At 34.9% G+C, this 19,096-nt stretch carries 9 protein-coding genes (1 of these 9 only partly in view); 1 reads left to right on the top strand and 8 read right to left on the bottom strand.

Annotated elements, in window-relative coordinates; translation table 11 throughout:
- Positions 1-81 precede the first annotated feature (81 nt).
- Positions 82-747, top strand: coding sequence for an IS30 family transposase (locus tag BLW23_RS19875; protein ID WP_143032237.1), 666 nt, complete (start codon positions 82-84; stop codon positions 745-747).
- A 305-nt stretch (positions 748-1,052) separates the two neighbouring features.
- Here the strand turns inward: BLW23_RS19875 and BLW23_RS19870 are convergent, their stop codons facing one another.
- The 8 genes from BLW23_RS19870 to BLW23_RS19835 form a co-directional block, all read right to left on the bottom strand.
- A complete protein-coding gene (locus BLW23_RS19870; RefSeq protein ID WP_093673161.1) occupies positions 1,053-2,006 on the bottom strand; it encodes an acetyl-CoA carboxylase carboxyltransferase subunit alpha in 954 nt (317 codons plus the stop codon).
- A 96-nt stretch (positions 2,007-2,102) separates the two neighbouring features.
- Positions 2,103-3,008 (bottom strand): DMT family transporter, encoded by a 906-nt coding sequence (locus BLW23_RS19865; protein ID WP_093673219.1) that lies wholly within the window; start codon positions 3,006-3,008, stop codon positions 2,103-2,105.
- Positions 2,995-4,080 (bottom strand): LptF/LptG family permease, encoded by a 1,086-nt coding sequence (locus BLW23_RS19860; protein WP_093673159.1) that lies wholly within the window; start codon positions 4,078-4,080, stop codon positions 2,995-2,997. Before BLW23_RS19860 ends, BLW23_RS19865 begins: the two co-directional genes overlap by 14 nt.
- A 1-nt stretch (position 4,081) precedes the next feature.
- A complete protein-coding gene (gene tgt, locus BLW23_RS19855; protein ID WP_093673157.1) occupies positions 4,082-5,212 on the bottom strand; it encodes a tRNA guanosine(34) transglycosylase Tgt in 1,131 nt (376 codons plus the stop codon).
- Between the two features lie 339 nt (positions 5,213-5,551).
- Positions 5,552-6,367 (bottom strand): 23S rRNA pseudouridine(2604) synthase RluF, encoded by an 816-nt coding sequence (rluF, locus tag BLW23_RS19850; RefSeq protein WP_093673155.1) that lies wholly within the window; start codon positions 6,365-6,367, stop codon positions 5,552-5,554.
- Between the two features lie 75 nt (positions 6,368-6,442).
- Positions 6,443-7,390, bottom strand: coding sequence for a PorP/SprF family type IX secretion system membrane protein (locus BLW23_RS19845; protein WP_093673153.1), 948 nt, complete (start codon positions 7,388-7,390; stop codon positions 6,443-6,445).
- A gap of 2 nt (positions 7,391-7,392) precedes the next feature.
- On the bottom strand, positions 7,393-13,347 hold the full coding sequence (locus tag BLW23_RS19840; RefSeq protein WP_093673151.1) for a T9SS type B sorting domain-containing protein: 5,955 nt from the start codon (positions 13,345-13,347) through the stop codon (positions 7,393-7,395).
- Positions 13,323-19,096, bottom strand: partial view of a galactose-binding domain-containing protein gene (locus BLW23_RS19835; protein WP_143032236.1) — the end only. 16,150 nt of this gene lie beyond the right edge of the window; only the last 5,774 of its 21,924 coding nucleotides appear in the window; its start codon lies beyond the right edge, outside the window; it ends in the stop codon at positions 13,323-13,325. The genes BLW23_RS19840 and BLW23_RS19835 overlap by 25 nt, the downstream gene beginning before the upstream one ends.

Raw genomic sequence — 19,096 nt, 5'->3', positions numbered from 1 at the left:
CTTAATTCAGCAATGGAAAAATTATTGTTTAATCGAAAAGTTGCATTTATTAGTTGAATTTAAGTAAAGCAAGGAAAATCTATCGTTTCTGTAGAACGTCTTTATCAACATATTTGGCATGACAAAAAAGCATCAGGAACACTATACACGCATCTTCGCAGACAAGGTAGAAAATATCGAAATCGAGGAGCAAGCAAAGACAATAGAGGTATTATAAAAAACAGAATTAGTATTGAACAACGACCATTAGAGGTCGAAAAGCGAGAACGTTTCGGTGATTTAGAAGTAGATTTAATCATTGGTAAAAACCACGAACAAGCCATCGTTACTATAAACGACAGAGCTAGTGGTATGTTAAAAATGAAAAAAACACCATCAAAACAAGCCAAAGTAGTACAAGAAACAATAACCGAACTACTAGAAGACTGGGTACCATATATTTTTACGATGACTTCCGATAACGGAAAAGAATTTGCAGAACATCAAAGCGTAGCAGAAAAATCATTTATAGACTATTATTTTGCACACCCATACCATTCTTGGGAGCGTGGGGCTAATGAAAATTTAAATGGTTTAATCAGGCAGTATATCCCTAAAAACACAGATTTTAAAACACTGTCAGCACAATACATAAAAGAGATTGAAACAAAGTTAAATAACAGACCCAGAAAACGACTTAATTTTGAAACTCCTATATTTGAAATGGAAAAATTATTATTTAATCGAAAAGTTGCATTTATGACTTGAATTCAGCCACTTTAACAAACCTTAACAAAACTTTAAGCTTTTTATTAATCTATTACATTGATTATTAATCTTCTTACGATACTAGAAAAGTAAGTAATTAAGATGAATATAAAATTCAACTCAAATATCCTATGTATAATTTTAATCTGATTATAAGAACTATACATCCTTAAATTAACCGTTTATAATAAGGATAACTGCTAAATTTCTGCGAAATGCTATTAAGTGTAGATGTGTGGTATTAAAAAAAAGACTGAAAGTAAAATTTACTTTCGGTCTTGATTTTTCTATTTTTTTATGATCAACTATTCTTTGAAAACGCCGATATTGGCATATTTATCCATACGCGTATTGATCATTTCAGTAATATCGATACTTTTTAATTCACCATAAGTTGATATAATTTGATTTCTAACAGCTTCAAAAGTTCCTTCTCTATCTGAGTGAGCTCCTCCTGAAGGCTCTTTGATTATTCCATCAACAATTTTTAATTTGATACCATCTTCTGCTGTAAGTTTTAATGCCTCAGCCGCCTTTTCTTTTTGCTCCCAACTTCTCCATAAAATGGATGAACAATTTTCGGGAGATATTACCGAATACCATGAGTTTTCGAGCATAAAAACTTTATCTCCTACTCCAATCCCCAAGGCTCCTCCAGAAGCACCTTCACCAATTATTATGGTAATAATAGGTGTTTTTAAGCGAGACATTTCAAAGATATTTCTAGCAATGGCTTCACCTTGCCCTCTTTCTTCGGCTTCAAGTCCAGGATAGGCACCAGGCGTATCGACAAAAGTTACCACAGGAATACCAAATTTCTCAGCCATGCGCATTAATCGCAATGCCTTCCTATACCCTTCTGGGTTTGCCATACCAAAATTTCGGTATTGACGTGTTTTAGTATTGTACCCTTTTTGCTGACCAATGAACATAAAAGATTGATCACCAATCTTTCCTAAACCACCAATCATAGCTTTGTCGTCTTTCACACTTCTATCTCCGTGCAACTCCATAAACGTATCTCCACAAAGTGCCTTAATATAATCTAGTGTATAAGGTCTATTTGGATGGCGAGACAATTGTACTCTTTGCCAAGGAGTTAAATTTTTGTATATGTCTTTTTTAGTTGCTTCTAGTTTCTTTTCTATTTTGCTACATGTTTCTGTAACATCTACATCACTTTCTTTTCCTATGTCATAACATTTTGCCAATTGTTCTTTTAATTCCTTTATCGGCATTTCAAAATCTAAATATTCCATAGTGTTATAGTTTGATTTTTTACTTAATTATATTCAGTTGTTCGTGAAGGCAAACATACTAAAAATTTATACAGCTAACTTATTTGAATGATTTTTTTACTCTTTTTTTGCTGATATTTTTTTCGTTAGTACGTTTCTGTTTTTTATGATTCCATTTAGCAATACTACTGCTAAAACAATTAAAGCTCCATAATAAAACTCTGGGTTCATCTGTTCTTTTTCACCTAATAATAATAAGGCCAAAACTATTGCATAAATAGGCTCCAAATTAATTGTTAACATTACAGTATAGGGAGTTATATACTTCATTACCTTTACTGAAGCTATGAAAGCATATGCTGTACAAAAGCTACTTAACAAAATAAGATAAAACCAATCTGACGATTTTAAATTAAAAAATTCTTGTGAAAATTGGTTTGTAAAAAATAAAAAAAATGTTATTCCTATTGCACCAAATAATAATTGATAAAAAGAAATAACAGTTGCCTCATACTTTTTAATATACAATCCGTTTAAAACAGAAAACAATGCTGATAAAAACGACGAAATTAACGCATATATAATACCTAAAGTATACTTACTTTCGAAATTGAAAATTATATACAGTCCTAAAATTACCAAAAGACCTAAGAAAATTTCTATGATCTGCACTCTTTTTCTAAAAAAAACAGGTTCAATCATTGAGGTAAAAAAAGCACCTGTACTCATTGTTACCAGTGCTACCGACACATTAGAAACCTTTATTGCTTTAAAAAAGGTGATCCAATGAATGGCTATTATTATTCCAGAGAAAATAAATTTAAAAACAGCTTTTGAATCAATCTTCAAATTCTCTCCCTTTACCAAGAAATACAAAAGAATAAAGCCAACGGCCATGAACATTCTAAACCATACCAAAGGAATGGCATCAATGGAAATTAAAGCTCCTAAAATTGCGGTAAATCCCCAAATAAAGACAATAAAATGTAAGTGTACATAATTTTTCAGTTTATTTCCTTGCATTCCAATATAAATAAATTGCATACATCCCAAACATAATATTTGGCATCCAAACATTAATCAATGGATCTGCTCCTGCTACCGCACCTAGTACTTCTCCTATTTTCATAAAAAACACATAAACAAACATGGCTGCTATACCCAAAGCTAAATTAACTCCCAATCCACCTCTTTTCTTCTTATGAGCTAACGCTACCGCGATTAAGGTTAAAATATAAGAGGCCATTGGTAAACTGGTTCTCTTATACAATTCAACATAATAAGCATTCAGATTTTTTATTCCTCTTTTTTTCGAAATTTTTATAAAGTCTTTTAACTCTCCAGATCTCATTTCTTGTGCCACTATCGACTTATAATTTAGATCGTTGGGAGTAAAAGCAAAAGTTGTATCCATAGAGTTTCCTGTAAAAATACTATCTCTATCTTTAAATACTTTTCTCTCTTTCCAATTATATAATTTAAAAGTACTGTCTTTTTTATTCCAATTGATATTATCACTTATCAACTTATACTTCAAATGAATTCCATCATACACTTCTTTAGAGAAATTATATCCAGAGTTCCTATCCAGATTAAAATTTTGTATAAATATATAGGTGCTATCATTTAACTGTAAGCTAAAATCTCTTACCGTTTTATCTTCATACTTTTTACTTGAAAGATATTTTTTTTCAAAAACTCTTCGGGTTTTGCTACTACTTGGAACAAAAAAGTGATTCATGAATATCGCCACAATTGTTATGATTGTAGCTCCTACAAAATAAGGATACAAAAATCTAGTAAAAGATACTTGAGAACTATTTATTGCAACTATTTCTGTATTATTAGCTAGCTTCGATGTAAATAAAATAACCGCTATAAATAGCGCCAACGGCATGAAGGTATTCGCATAGTAAATAACAAAATTCTTATAATAATCATTTACTACTTCAAAGAAAGTTAAGTTTTCATGCCTCAAAAATTTATCTATTTTTTCGGCTATATCAATAGCTACTGCTATTGGTATTAAGATGAGTAAGGTGAACAAAAATGTTACCAAATATCTTTTTAATATGTATCTATCTAAAAGCTTCAATCTACAAGCGTTTGTCCATTTGTTTCACCATTTTATCTTTCCAGTCAGCAAAATCTCCAGCTATTATATGCTTTCTAGCTTCGCGTGTTAACCAAAGATAGAAACCAAGATTGTGAATAGAGGCTATTTGCTTTCCTAACATTTCTTTTGCTGCAAAAAGGTGTCTTAAATATGCTTTAGAATACATAGTATCAACAAAGGTGATACCCATTTCATCAATTGGAGAAAAATCATTTTCCCACTTTTTATTTTTAATATTTATAGTACCGTGTGCCGTAAACAACATACCATTTCTTGCATTTCTTGTAGGCATTACACAGTCGAACATATCAACTCCTAGTGCTATATTTTCAAGAATATTTATAGGAGTTCCTACTCCCATTAAATAACGAGGTTTATCTTCTGGTAAAATACTACAAACAACATCTGTCATTGCATATAACTCTTCGGCAGGTTCTCCTACTGACAATCCTCCAATAGCATTTCCTTCTGCCTCCACTGATGCAATAAACTCAGCAGATTGCTTTCTTAAATCGGTATAAGTACTTCCTTGAACAATTGGAAAAAAAGTTTGACTATAACCATATTTTGTCGGTACTTTTTCCAAGTGATTGATACAACGTTTTAACCATCTATGCGTCATGTGCATTGATTGTTTTGCATAACCATAATCGCAAGGATAGGGCGTACATTCATCAAAAGCCATGATAATATCTGCTCCAATAGTACGTTGAATTTCCATTACATTTTCAGGCGTAAAAAAATGCGTTGATCCATCAATATGACTCTTAAACTTAACTCCTTCTTCATTAATTTTTCTCCTTCCTGAAAGCGAGTACACTTGATATCCACCACTATCTGTAAGAATATTTCTATCCCAATTCATGAACTTATGCAATCCTCCTGCTTGTTCAATGATTTCCATTTGTGGACGTAAATACAAATGATAGGTATTTCCTAAAATTATATCTGGATTAATTTCATCTTTAAGCTCTGACTGATGTACTCCTTTAACCGTACCTACGGTACCAACTGGCATAAATATTGGAGTTTCTATAGTTCCGTGGTCTGTTGTAATAACACCTGCACGGGCTTTACTTTTAGGGTCTTTTATTTTTAAATCGAACTGCATAGTTGACAAAGATACGTATGTAAGTTTAATGTTGAAAAGTAGAAAGTTAAAAGTTTCTTATTGTTATTAACTTTTAACTTGATTATTAAGAATATATAGTGTTCAAATACTTATTAATTCTTCAATAAAACTAAAAATATAGTAGAAATCTCAATATAATCAGGACTAAGGTATACTGTTATTATCCAATGAGTGCTACCATGCTTATGCAGTGAGTGACATCTTCCTTATGCGGTGAGTGTCACCTTCTTTATATAGTAAGTACCACCATGCTTATACCATAACAACTAATACCAAAAATAGAGTACTCTTACTGAAAGTCTTATCAATAGTATATTATCATCGATTTCGCCTTCTACCAAATCTATTTTTAATATCTTTTTTAGGAGGTGATTTTTTCTTTTTAGGAATACTTAATGAAGCTTCTTCGGTTTTCGATGACTTTGAAACTAATCGATTAATTTGCTCCATTTCAAATGCAGTTAACTCTCGCGACTCTCCCGTTTTTAAACTTCCTAAAGTGACATTCATGATCCTTGTGCGTTTTAACTTCTTTACTTCAAATCCTAAGTACTCGCACATTCGTCTAATTTGTCGGTTTAACCCTTGAACTAAAACAATTTTAAATGTTTTATTATTTATTCTATGTACTTCACATTTTTTTGTAACAGTTCCTAAAATTGGTATTCCATTGGACATACGCTGTATAAATCTTTCGTCAAAGGGTTTATCAACTGTTACTATATATTCTTTTTCATGATTATTTCCAGCTCTTAAAATCTTATTTACAATGTCACCATCATTGGTCAAAAATATAAGGCCTTCAGAAGGTTTGTCTAATCTTCCAATTGGAAACAATCGTTCTGAATGTCCAACAAACTTTACGATATTCTTTTTTTCCTTACTATCAGTTGTACAAACAATTCCTACTGGCTTGTTTAAAGCAATGTATTGTGTTTTAGGTTTCGTTTTTAAAGGCTTGTTATCTATTTTAACAATATCTCCTTCAAATACTCTATTTCCTAATTGAGCAACTTCATTATTAATGGTTACTCTTCCTTCAACTATAAATTTTTCTGCATCTCGCCTCGAACAAACACCAGTACTGCTGATAAATTTGTTAAGGTTAATAGATTCTTGATTATTTGCGCTCATTACTGCAAAGAAAAAGAAAATCCTCAAGATTATCAGATAACCTTGAGGATTTTAAATTTTATATTACTATTTTTTCTAGAATATTACCATCTTTTGCGTACAACGTGCTAAACTTGGTCTTCGTTCATAATCGAAACCTAAAGTAACCATATGCGTTCCGTAATTAAAATCTTGGGTTCTGTTTACATTTACACTAAAACCATAGGAAGCATAAAAACTGCCCTTTTTTAAACCGAATAACGGTGCAATCGCATTGGGAGTAAAAAACTGATCGTTTAAGAATGTATAACTTATCCCTGCCCATACATAGCCATCTCTTACACCTCTACGCGCTTTTAAATTTACATCCGTTCTCGAACGTTTGTCAAACTCTCTGTACTCTACCAAAACTGAAGGTTCTAATTCAAAGTTACGACTGATTCTTGAAAAAACATATGATCCGAAGATGTTATACTTTCTGAGAACTTTTGGTTCGTTAGACTCAAAATCTTCAATTTTTCGATCTAATAAATTCACCACATTGGCACTTAAACTAAAACGTTCATAACGATATAACATACCAACATCGAAATTTGAATTCCCAATCGCTCTATTAGGCACTACTTGAGAAGTATTATTATCAAATGTATCAATATTAAATTGTGTATAATTATATGTTAAAGCGAATGATAAAAAGCTATCATGAAAATCGCTTAATGTTAAATGCTTTGCTAATGATAAACGAGCTCCTTGTTGGGAAGTAAAACCGTTTCTATCATTAAATACCGTGATTCCTCCACCAAATGTATCTGAAAGACGCGCTTCAACAGTTAATGATTGCGTATCAGGAGCTTCATTTACACCAATCCATTGGCTAACTCCATTCAATCTGATCTGCAGTCCTGTTCCAATCCCAGCATATGCTGGAGATATTAAAAACGGATTGTCCGCTAAATGGCTCACATATTGTGGTAAATCTATCTCTTGCGCAGATAATTTTATACTGCAACAAATTATACTAATTATTAGAAATATCTTTTTCATTCTTATCTATATAATGTAAAGTGACCCATTGTTTTTCTTTCTTGACCTGATAATTCTTTAAAGTAAATAGTATACCAGTAATCACCTGATGGTAATGCTCTTCCTTGATAAGTTCCATCCCAACCTTGTTGTGATCCTTCGAACTCAGTTATTCTACGAGCGTATCTATCATAAATATATACTTTAACACCATGGTAATCTTCTACATTTATTGGGTACCAATAATCATTTACTCCATCTCCGTCAGGTGTGAATAAATTAGGTACTTCAATAGTAATATACACTCCTTCAACCGTTAATTCTACCTCACATCCTCTAGCATCTCTAATAATTACACTGTAATCTCTAGTTTCTAAAATTGTCATTTCGTTATTAGAACTAAAACTACCTCCATCGAAGCTAAACTCATAAGGTGGTAAACCAAAGTCTCCAGAAGCAATAAGTTTATTTCTTTCAGAATCATCAATCAATAATTGTAATGCCTGAATATCTCTTACCTCTTCAATATCCACTGAAACAGGACATCCATCATTTATGTGTTCAACCTCTACTCTATAACCATCACCTGGTGCTAAGTTTTCAAAGATTCCGGTGTCATTAGAAGAAACTAGTCCGCTAGCATCGTATAATGAATAAATAACTACGTTTCTATATTCATCTTGAACATTCGCATTTAATACGTTTCCTGTAGGACAGTTGTAACTTAATTGCGATTCCAATAATAAATCAATAGCTTTTGTTGTATTTACCGAAGTGTTCAGAGGAGTTGGTGTACATGAACCAACTACTGGTTGTACTGAAATACCATATACTCTATCGTCTTCAATTCCTTCAGCAGCGCCAAGAACTATTGTTCCTTCTGGATATGATCCTGGTAAAGCAATACCGTTAATACTCACGATATAAGAAACTGTTCCTCCTGGCACAGATCCACCTGTAGCTTCAATTGTAATTGTAGGGCTAGGATCTGTAGCACACACTTGCTGTGTTACATCAACCAATGCTATATTAACTTCTGAAGGCTCCGCAATTGTTACCATAATAACATCATAACATCCGACGCTATCTTTTATTGTAATTGTATAATTATCTGGTTGTAAATTTTCAAAAACATTTTCTGGCACAAATTTATTCGGAAGGAAAGAACTTGGATTGCCTGGAGTGTCTCCAATAATATTGAATTCATATCCTCCATTTCCTCCACCAGCATTAATTGTTATGCTACCATCAGTTCCGCCATTACAGCTAACATTTATATGAGTCTCTGCAACTGTTAATACCTCCGGCTCTTCAATTTCATGAGTTACGGTTTCAATATTACAAACATCACCATTAGAGTTTGTACTATAAACTCTAATACTATAAATTCCAATTGGCAAGCTAGAGAACATATTCGAATCTTGAATTGGTCTTACAATACCTCCTGAAGAATCTAATAATTCATATTGGTAATTTCCTAAACCTCCAGATACAGTAGCTGAAAGAACTCCGTTATTCTCACCATTACAAGTAACAAATCCAGACTCAATATTTAATCGAGAAGCTAAATCTTCATAAGGATCTACAGTTACTAATGAGAATGGATCAGAAATACATCCATTTGCATCCATTACATAGAAATTATGTCTACCTGCATCAACATCGAATGTGTTTCCTGAAACAAAATTTGTTCCATCCATACTGTATGTATAAGTTCCTGTACCACCTGAACCACTAACTTCTATCGTTGATTGATTTCTATTACAAGTGATTTCTTCTATTATAATCGCCTGAGCTATAACTCTAGTTGGATCGGTTATTGTTACGTTAATTGGACTGCTCTCACATGAATAATCATCGTAAACAGTAACAACATAATCTCCAGCTTCTAAATTTGTAAACATATTACTAGACTGATATGCTGAAATAGTTCCATCAGGATAGGTAAGTGTGTACGAATATACAATTGGAGATCCTTGTCCTCCAGCTGGGTTTGTAACCGCTATCGTCGCAGACTGATCACCATTACATTGATTAGGTGTAACCAAAGTTGTTGCCGTAATCGCAGTAGGATCTAATAATTCAAACGTTGTTGTTTCAGTACATCCATTCAGATCTCTTACCGTAGCAGTATATTGACCTGCATTCAATCCATCAATAATATCGTTAGCGTCGAAACTTTGAATTGTTATTCCTGTAGTCGTATTCACCAACTCATATTCATAAGTTCCCCATCCTCCGTTGGCTACTAAAGCAACTTCTCCAGAGTCAGGTCCAACACAACTAATTAAAGAAGGCGTTGCTGAAACCGTTAATACAACTGTAGGCTCTTCAATGGTTACATTTGTTGAATTAATTGGACAGAAAGGATTATCCGTCATCGTTAATTCTACATAATAACTTCCAGCTGCCAATCCAGTCGCAGTAGTCACTCCTGTAACACCCGTTCCTGTAATTCCAGTTGTTGTTCCATTTGATTGGAACACTTCATAGTTATAGTTTCCTGTATATGGTGTTGTAGTACTAAACTCAAATGAAATTTCTCCAGTACTTGAACCTAAACAAGCAGCATTACTAAGTTTATTGATATCAATAATGTAATCAGGTTCATCCAATACTTCATGTGCTGTTTCTAATACACAACCTGTAGCTGAGTTTGTTATCTCTACACTATAAATATCAGTTGCTAAATTCGTAAACACCCCTGTTGCATTCGTTGCTGTAAATCCTGTATTTCCACCAGTAATTGTATAGCTTATATCAGCTGCTGGAATAGGATTACTAGACGTATAAGTAACCGTGATGTCTTCACCTGTAGCACAATCAATTTCTTTATCAACCGTAACATCGGCAGTTTCTAATTTACCAAATGGTGCTACAGTTATATTGGCTACTGCTGAACATCCATTATCATCGTAAACTGTTACAGTTACTATACCTCCTGTTTCATCTCCTAGCGCAAATGTATTGCTAGTACTATTTTGTGTTTCACCCAATCCACTTGCTGGAATATAAACAAAGTCATAACGAACATAAGTTCCAGTTCCTCCTGTTATTGAAGCTGGATCAACTGTTACAACCGCATTGTTTGTAACATTTCCTGTTGTACATCCAAATTCCGCCAATGTCACTGCGCCAGAAACATCAACTCCTGTGTTTTCATTAATCGTAATATTCTGACTGAATGTACAAGCATTAGTTCCTGTTCCATTGATTGTGTATACACCCGCTGGTAAACCAGTAAATAATTTATCTGATGTAGAACCAATAGCATTTGGATCTGGACTAATAGTATATGTTAATGGATTAATACTAGTATTAATTTCAGTTATTAGAATTTCACCAGTACTACTTCCGTTACAAATATTATCGACACTAGCAACTAAACTAAAGTTCGGTTGAATTGATGGTAATATCTCTATATCAACTGTGTTTGAACAGTTTGGTGTAGCTCCCATATCAAATACTTCTACAGTATATGTATCAGCTGTAGCTACATTAAATGTTACCGTTGTTCCTCCCATAGTCGTTTGAGCAACAATAGTTCCTCCTAAACTGTTTACTACAGCGTACTCATAAGTTCCTGAACCTGATGTAACATCAATTGTAACCACACCGTCTGGACTCGCACTACAGTCGATATTCTTCGTTTGAGTAACTAAGAAATCTAAACTCGATAACAATGTTATTGACTGAGCACTTACACTACAGTTATTACTATCTGAAACCGTTACTTCATAAGAACCTGCTGCTATATTCGTAAATGTAAACACTCCTGTTCCTGTTTCGGTACGGATATCTAATCCTGAAACAGTATTGGTTAATATATACGTATAGTTTCCAGTTCCTCCTACTGGTGTTACTGTGATGTTTCCTCCTGTGGTAGCATTACATGCACTGTCATCTTTTGTTAAACTAAAGCTTACTAAAACTGGATCTGCTATAACTTCTGTATCGGTATCAATACATCCATTGGCATCTCTCACTCTTATTGTATAGGTATCCGCTGGTAAACCATTAAATACATTATCATTACTGTAAGCTCTTACGGTTGTTCCTGACGAATCGGCCACTTCAAATTCATATCCTCCCCAACCATCAACTCCGGTGATTGTTAGGCTTCCATCATTTCCACCATTACAACTTACTGGACCTACAACGGTTGTAAAGTCTAATACCGCGGTTGGCTCATCTATCGTTACGGTTGGAGATGTTGTCGGACAGAACGGACTTGCTGTTTGTGTTACTACAACATAATAACTTCCAGTTACTAGACCTGTAATACCTGTAGCTCCAACCGCTCCAACTCCTGTTATTCCAGTACTTACGTTCGTAGTCGCATTAAATACTTCATAATCATATGTACCGCTATAAGGGCTGGTTGTACTGTAATCGAAATTAAACGATCCCGTTGCAGTCCCTATACAACTAACATCTGATGTTTTATCCACATCTAAGCTAAATATCGGTGTTGCGTTTACTTGATGCGTTGTAGTTAATACACAACCCGTAGTAACTGCTGTATTCGTTATTGATATCGTGTATGTATCTTCTGGTAAACCTGTAATTGTTACTGGTGAAGTACCTGTAACAGTATCGGTATGACCTGTATTAGTTCCTATAATAGATACACTTGCATTTATAGCGCTTAAAGATGATGTGAAACTAACTTCTATTGTAGCTCCTCCTGCTGGTAAAACTCTACAGTCTAATGATTTTGTCTCATTTACAACTGGAGCTGACATTACGTTGAATGGTAAAATCGCGGTATTCAAAGTAGCTGTACAGTTATTATCATCGTAAACTGTTATGTCAACTGTTCCTCCTGATCCATTCGTGGTGCTAAATATTGGATTAGATCCGTCTTGCGTTTCTACTGATCCGCTTGTTGGTGTGTAAACAAATACATAACGAACATAAGTTCCTGTTCCTCCTGTTATGGAAGCTGTATCAATTGTTACAACCGCATTGTTTGTAACATTTCCTGTAGTACATCCAAATTCTGTTACCGTTACAGCACCTGAAATATCAATTGCCGTATTTTCATTAATAGTAATGCTTTGACTTAATACACATGAATTAGTACCCGTTCCTGTAATTGTATATACACCCGCTGGTAAATCTCCAAATACCTTATCCGCAGTAGCTCCAACCGAATTTAGGTCAGGGCTTATTGTATATGTTAATGGATTAATACTATTACTTACCTCAGTGATCGTAATTTCACCAAGAGTACTACCGTTACAAATATTATCTACGCTTGCAGCTAAACTAAAGTTTGGCTGAATCGATGGTAATATCTCTATATCAACTGTGTTTGAACAGTTTGGTGTAGCTCCCATATCAAATACTTCTACAGTATATGTATCAGCTGTAGCCACATTAAATGTTACCGTTGTTCCTCCTGTAGTTGTTTGAGCTACGATAGTTGCTCCTAAACTATTTTCTACTGAGTATTCATAAGTTCCTGAACCCGATGTAATATCAATTGTAACCACACCATCTGGACTCGCACTACAGTCGATATTCTTCGTTTGAGTAACTAAGAAATCTAAACTTGGTAATAAAGTCATTGACTGAGCACTTACACTACAGTTATTACTATCTGAAACCGTTACTTCATAAGAACCTGCAGATAAATTCGCAAATGTTAATACTCCTGTTCCTGTTTCGGTACGGATATCTAATCCTGAAACAGTATTGGTTAATACATACGTATAGTTTCCTGTTCCTCCTGCTGGAGTTACTGTGATGCTTCCTCCTGTAGTAGCATTACATGCACTATCATCTTTTGTTAAACTAAAGCTTACTAAAACTGGATCTGCTATAACTTCTGTATCGGTATCGATACATCCATTGGCATCTCTTACTCTTATTGTATAAGTATCTGCTGGTAAACCATTAAATACATTATCATTACTGTAAGCTCTTACAATTGTTCCTAATGAATTTGCTACTTCATATTCATATCCTCCCAACCATCAACTCCGGTGATTGTTAGGCTTCCATCACTTCCTCCATTACAACTTACTGGGCCTACAACCGTTGTAAAGTCTAATACAGCTGCTGGTTCATCTATTGTTACTGTTGGTGATGTTGTCGGACAGAATGGACTTGCCGTTTGTGTTACCACAACATAATAACTTCCTGCTACTAAACTTGAAATACTTGTAGCTCCAGTTACTCCTGTTCCTGTTACTCCTGTACTTAAACTAGTCGTTGCATTAAATACTTCATAATTATATGTACCGCCATAAGCACTGGTTGTACTGAAATCAAAATCAAACGACCCTGTCGTTGATCCAACACAACTAACATCCGAAGTTTTATCTACATCTAAATTAAATACTGGTGCTGCATTTACTTGATGCGTTGTAGTTAATACACAACCCGTAGTAACAGCCGTATTCGTTATTGATATCGTGTATGTATCTTCTGGTAAACCTGTAATTGTTACTGGTGAAGTACCTGTAACAGTATCGGTATGACCTGTATTAGTTCCTATAATAGATACACTTGCATTTATAGCGCTTAAAGATGATGTGAAACTAACTTCTATTGTAGCTCCTCCTGCTGGTAAAACTCTACAGTCTAATGATTTTGTCTCATTTACAACTGGAGCTGACATTACGTTAAATGGTAAAATCGTAGCATTTAAGGTATCTGTACAACTGTTATCATCGTAAACCGTTATTGCAACCGTTCCTCCTGATTCGTTTGTTGTACTAAATACTGGGTTAGGGCTATCTTGTGTTTCTACCGTTCCACTTGCAGGTGTATATACAAATACATAACGAACATAAGTTCCTGTTCCTCCCGTTATGGAAGCTGGATCTATCGTTACTAATGCATTATTTGCAACATTTCCTGTAGTACATCCAAATTCTGTTACCGTTACAGCTCCTGAAACATCAATTGCTGTATTTTCATTAATGGTAATGTTTTGACTTGTTGTACATCCATTAGTTCCTGTTCCTGTTACCGTATACTCTCCAGCTGGTACATTTGAATACGTTAAAGTGCTTGTGTTTATAGTTCCTGAATAAGGTCCGCCACTTACAACTGCAATACTATAAGTTAATGGATTTATACTATTACTTACCTCAGTTACCTGAATCTCTCCTAGAGTACTACCGTTACAAATATTATCTACACTTGCAGCTAAACTAAAGTTTGGCTGAATTGATGGTAATATCTCTATATCAACTGTGTTTGAACAGTTTGGTGTAGCTCCCATATCAAATACTTCTACAGTATATGTATCAGCTGTAGCCACATTAAATGTTACCGTTGTTCCTCCTGTAGTTGTTTGAGCTACGATAGTTGCTCCTAAACTATTTTCTACTGAGTATTCATAAGTTCCTGAACCCGATGTAATATCAATTGTAACCACACCATCTGGACTCGCACTACAGTCGATATTCTTCGTTTGAGTAACTAAGAAATCTAAACTTGGTAATAAAGTCATTGACTGAGCACTTACACTACAGTTATTACTATCTGAAACCGTTACTTCATAAGAACCTGCAGATAAATTCGCAAATGTTAATACTCCTGTTCCTGTTTCGGTACGGATATCTAATCCTGAAACAGTATTGGTTAATACATACGTATAGTTTCCTGTTCCTCCTGCTGGAGTTACTGTGATGCTTCCTCCTGTAGTAACATTACATGCACTATCATCTTTTGTTAAACTAAAGCTTACTAAAACTGGATCTGCTATAACTTCTGTATCGGTATCAATACATCCATTAGCATCTCTTACTCTTATTGTATAAGTATCTGCTGGTAAACCATTAAATACATTATCATTACTGTAAGCTCTTACAATTGTTCCTAATGAATTTGCTACTTCATATTCATATCCTCCCCAACCATCAACTCCGGTGATTGTTAGGCTTCCATCACTTGCTCCATTACAACTTACTGGACCTACAACCGTTGTAAAGTCTAATACAGCTGCTGGCTCATCTATTGTTACTGTTGGTGATGTTGTCGGACAGAATGGGTTTCCTGTTTGTGTTACGACAACATAATAACTTCCAGCTACTAAACTTGAAATACTTGTAGCTCCAGTTACTCCTGTTCCTGTTACTCCTGTACTTAAACTAGTCGTTGCATTAAATACTTCATAATTATATGTACCGCCATAAGCACTGGTTGTACTGAAATCAAAATCAAACGACCCTGTCGTTGATCCAACACAACTAACATCCGAAGTTTTATCTACATCTAAATTAAAGACTGGTGCTGCATTTACTTGATGCGTTGTAGTTAATACACAACCCGTAGTAACAGCCGTATTCGTTATTGATATCGTGTATGTATCTTCTGGTAAACCTGTAATTGTTACTGGTGAAGTACCTGTAACAGTATCTGTATGACCTGTATTAGTTCCTGTTATAGATACACTTGCATTTATAGCGCTTAAAGATGATGTGAAACTAACTTCTATTGTAGCTCCTCCTGCTGGTAAAACTCTACAGTCTAATGATTTTGTCTCATTTACAACTGGAGCTGACATTACGTTAAATGGTAAAATCGTAGCATTTAAGGTATCTGTACAACTGTTATCATCGTAAACCGTTATTGCAACCGTTCCTCCTGATTCGTTTGTTGTACTAAATACTGGGTTAGGGCTATCTTGTGTTTCTACCGTTCCACTTGCAGGTGTATATACAAATACATAACGAACATAAGTTCCTGTTCCTCCCGTTATGGAAGCTGGATCTATCGTTACTAATGCATTATTTGCAACATTTCCTGTAGTACATCCAAATTCTGTTACCGTTACAGCTCCTGAAACATCAATTGCTGTATTTTCATTAATGGTAATGTTTTGACTTGTTGTACATCCATTAGTTCCTGTTCCTGTTACCGTATACTCTCCAGCTGGTACATTTGAATACGTTAAAGTGCTTGTGTTTATAGTTCCTGAATAAGGTCCGCCACTTACAACTGCAATACTATAAGTTAATGGATTTATACTATTACTTACCTCAGTTACCTGAATCTCTCCTAGAGTACTACCGTTACAAATATTATCTACACTTGCAGCTAAACTAAAGTTTGGCTGAATTGATGGTAATATCTCTATATCAACTGTGTTTGAACAGTTTGGTGTAGCTCCCATATCAAATACTTCTACAGTATATGTATCAGCTGTAGCCACATTAAATGTTACCGTTGTTCCTCCTGTAGTTGTTTGAGCTACGATAGTTGCTCCTAAACTATTTTCTACTGAGTATTCATAAGTTCCTGAACCCGATGTAATATCAATTGTAACCACACCATCTGGACTCGCACTACAGTCGATATTCTTCGTTTGAGTAACTAAGAAATCTAAACTTGGTAATAAAGTCATTGACTGAGCACTTACACTACAGTTATTACTATCTGAAACCGTTACTTCATAAGAACCTGCAGATAAATTCGCAAATGTTAATACTCCTGTTCCTGTTTCGGTACGGATATCTAATCCTGAAACAGTATTGGTTAATACATACGTATAGTTTCCTGTTCCTCCTGCTGGAGTTACTGTGATGCTTCCTCCTGTAGTAGCATTACATGCACTATCATCTTTTGTTAAACTAAAGCTTACTAAAACTGGATCTGCTATAACTTCTGTATCGGTATCGATACATCCATTGGCATCTCTTACTCTTATTGTATAAGTATCTGCTGGTAAACCATTAAATACATTATCATTACTGTAAGCTCTTACAATTGTTCCTAATGAATTTGCTACTTCATATTCATATCCTCCCCAACCATCAACTCCGGTGATTGTTAGGCTTCCATCACTTCCTCCATTACAACTTACTGGGCCTACAACCGTTGTAAAGTCTAATACAGCTGCTGGTTCATCTATTGTTACTGTTGGTGATGTTGTCGGACAGAATGGACTTGCCGTTTGTGTTACCACAACATAATAACTTCCTGCTACTAAACTTGAAATACTTGTAGCTCCAGTTACTCCTGTTCCTGTTACTCCTGTACTTAAACTAGTCGTTGCATTAAATACTTCATAATTATATGTACCGCCATAAGCACTGGTTGTACTGAAATCAAAATCAAACGACCCTGTCGTTGATCCAACACAACTAACATCCGAAGTTTTATCTACATCTAAATTAAATACTGGTGCTGCATTTACTTGATGCGTTGTAGTTAATACACAACCCGTAGTAACAGCCGTATTCGTTATTGATATCGTGTATGTATCTTCTGGTAAACCTGTAATTGTTACTGGTGAAGTACCTGTAACAGTATCGGTATGACCTGTATTAGTTCCTATAATAGATACACTTGCATTTATAGCGCTTAAAGATGATGTGAAACTAACTTCTATTGTAGCTCCTCCTGCTGGTAAAACTCTACAGTCTAATGATTTTGTCTCATTTACAACTGGAGCTGACATTACGTTAAATGGTAAAATCGTAGCATTTAAGGTATCTGTACAACTGTTATCATCGTAAACCGTTATTGCAACCGTTCCTCCTGATTCGTTTGTTGTACTAAATACTGGGTTAGGGCTATCTTGTGTTTCTACCGTTCCACTTGCAGGTGTATATACAAATACATAACGAACATAAGTTCCTGTTCCTCCCGTTATGGAAGCTGGATCTATCGTTACTAATGCATTATTTGCAACATTTCCTGTAGTACATCCAAATTCTGTTACCGTTACAGCTCCTGAAACATCAATTGCTGTATTTTCATTAATGGTAATGTTTTGACTTGTTGTACATCCATTAGTTCCTGTTCCTGTTACCGTATACTCTCCAGCTGGTACATTTGAATACGTTAAAGTGCTTGTGTTTATAGTTCCTGAATAAGGTCCGCCACTTACAACTGCAATACTATAAGTTAATGGATTTATACTATTACTTACCTCAGTTACCTGAATCTCTCCTAGAGTACTACCGTTACAAATATTATCTACACTTGCAGCTAAACTAAAGTTTGGCTGAATTGATGGTGAAATTGTTATTTCCTGTGTTACAACACAACCCGAGGTATTATCTGTCATTACAACTTGATAAGTCCCCTCAGCCGTTACTGTATGACTTCCAGAAATTGAAGTTGCAGTAATCGTTCCTGTACTTGTGGCAGGGGTTACTGCTGGAAGAGCAACCGCCGTAATTGTATAAGAAAAATTACCAGTAGCTCCTAGTCCTGCACCTGTATCAACTGTAATATCAACAACCGCTTCTCCTGGAACACAGTTCAAGTTTTGACCGGTAGTTAATGTAAAATCTAATTCTGGATAAATAACAATTCCATTTTGACTAGCTGTACATCCATTAGAATCTCTTACAACAATATCATAAGATCCTGGCGTTAACCCATTGAATGTATAATCTGTATCGTTCGTAGAAGCCGAGAATGTCGTACCTCCATCGCTAGAATACTGATATGGAGCGGTTCCTCCCAATGCGGTTCCTGTATTTCCAGTAATTGTAATGGACTTATTTGTATCACAAGTACTTGTTGTAATATCTCCTGCCTCTAAAACCGGAGATGGACTTAATGTTAAAGTAATTGGGCCTAAATTCCCAGTACATCCATTAGAATCTGTAACGGCAACTTCTACATCAACCGAAGTTACACCTCCTAAAGATATATCATCTACAGAAACAACTGTTCCCGATAAAGTAGTCGCTATAGTATTCCCTGGATTACCAGTTTCATAGGCGTTGACTATATAACTATATCCACCAAATC

Source organism: Tenacibaculum sp. MAR_2009_124, assembly GCF_900105455.1.
Taxonomy (GTDB): domain Bacteria; phylum Bacteroidota; class Bacteroidia; order Flavobacteriales; family Flavobacteriaceae; genus Polaribacter.
This window is presented reverse-complemented; position numbering and strand designations above follow the sequence as displayed.

Bases quoted from the DNA above. Each gene is read 5' to 3' on its own strand.
- BLW23_RS19845 (WP_093673153.1), bottom strand. From the start codon at position 7,390: ATGAAAAAGATATTTCTAATAATTAGTATAATTTGTTGCAGTATAAAA.
- BLW23_RS19870 (WP_093673161.1), bottom strand. From the start codon at position 2,006: ATGGAATATTTAGATTTTGAAATGCCGATAAAGGAATTAAAAGAACAA.
- rluF (WP_093673155.1), bottom strand. From the start codon at position 6,367: ATGAGCGCAAATAATCAAGAATCTATTAACCTTAACAAATTTATCAGC.
- tgt (WP_093673157.1), bottom strand. From the start codon at position 5,212: ATGCAGTTCGATTTAAAAATAAAAGACCCTAAAAGTAAAGCCCGTGCA.
- BLW23_RS19865 (WP_093673219.1), bottom strand. From the start codon at position 3,008: ATGCAAGGAAATAAACTGAAAAATTATGTACACTTACATTTTATTGTC.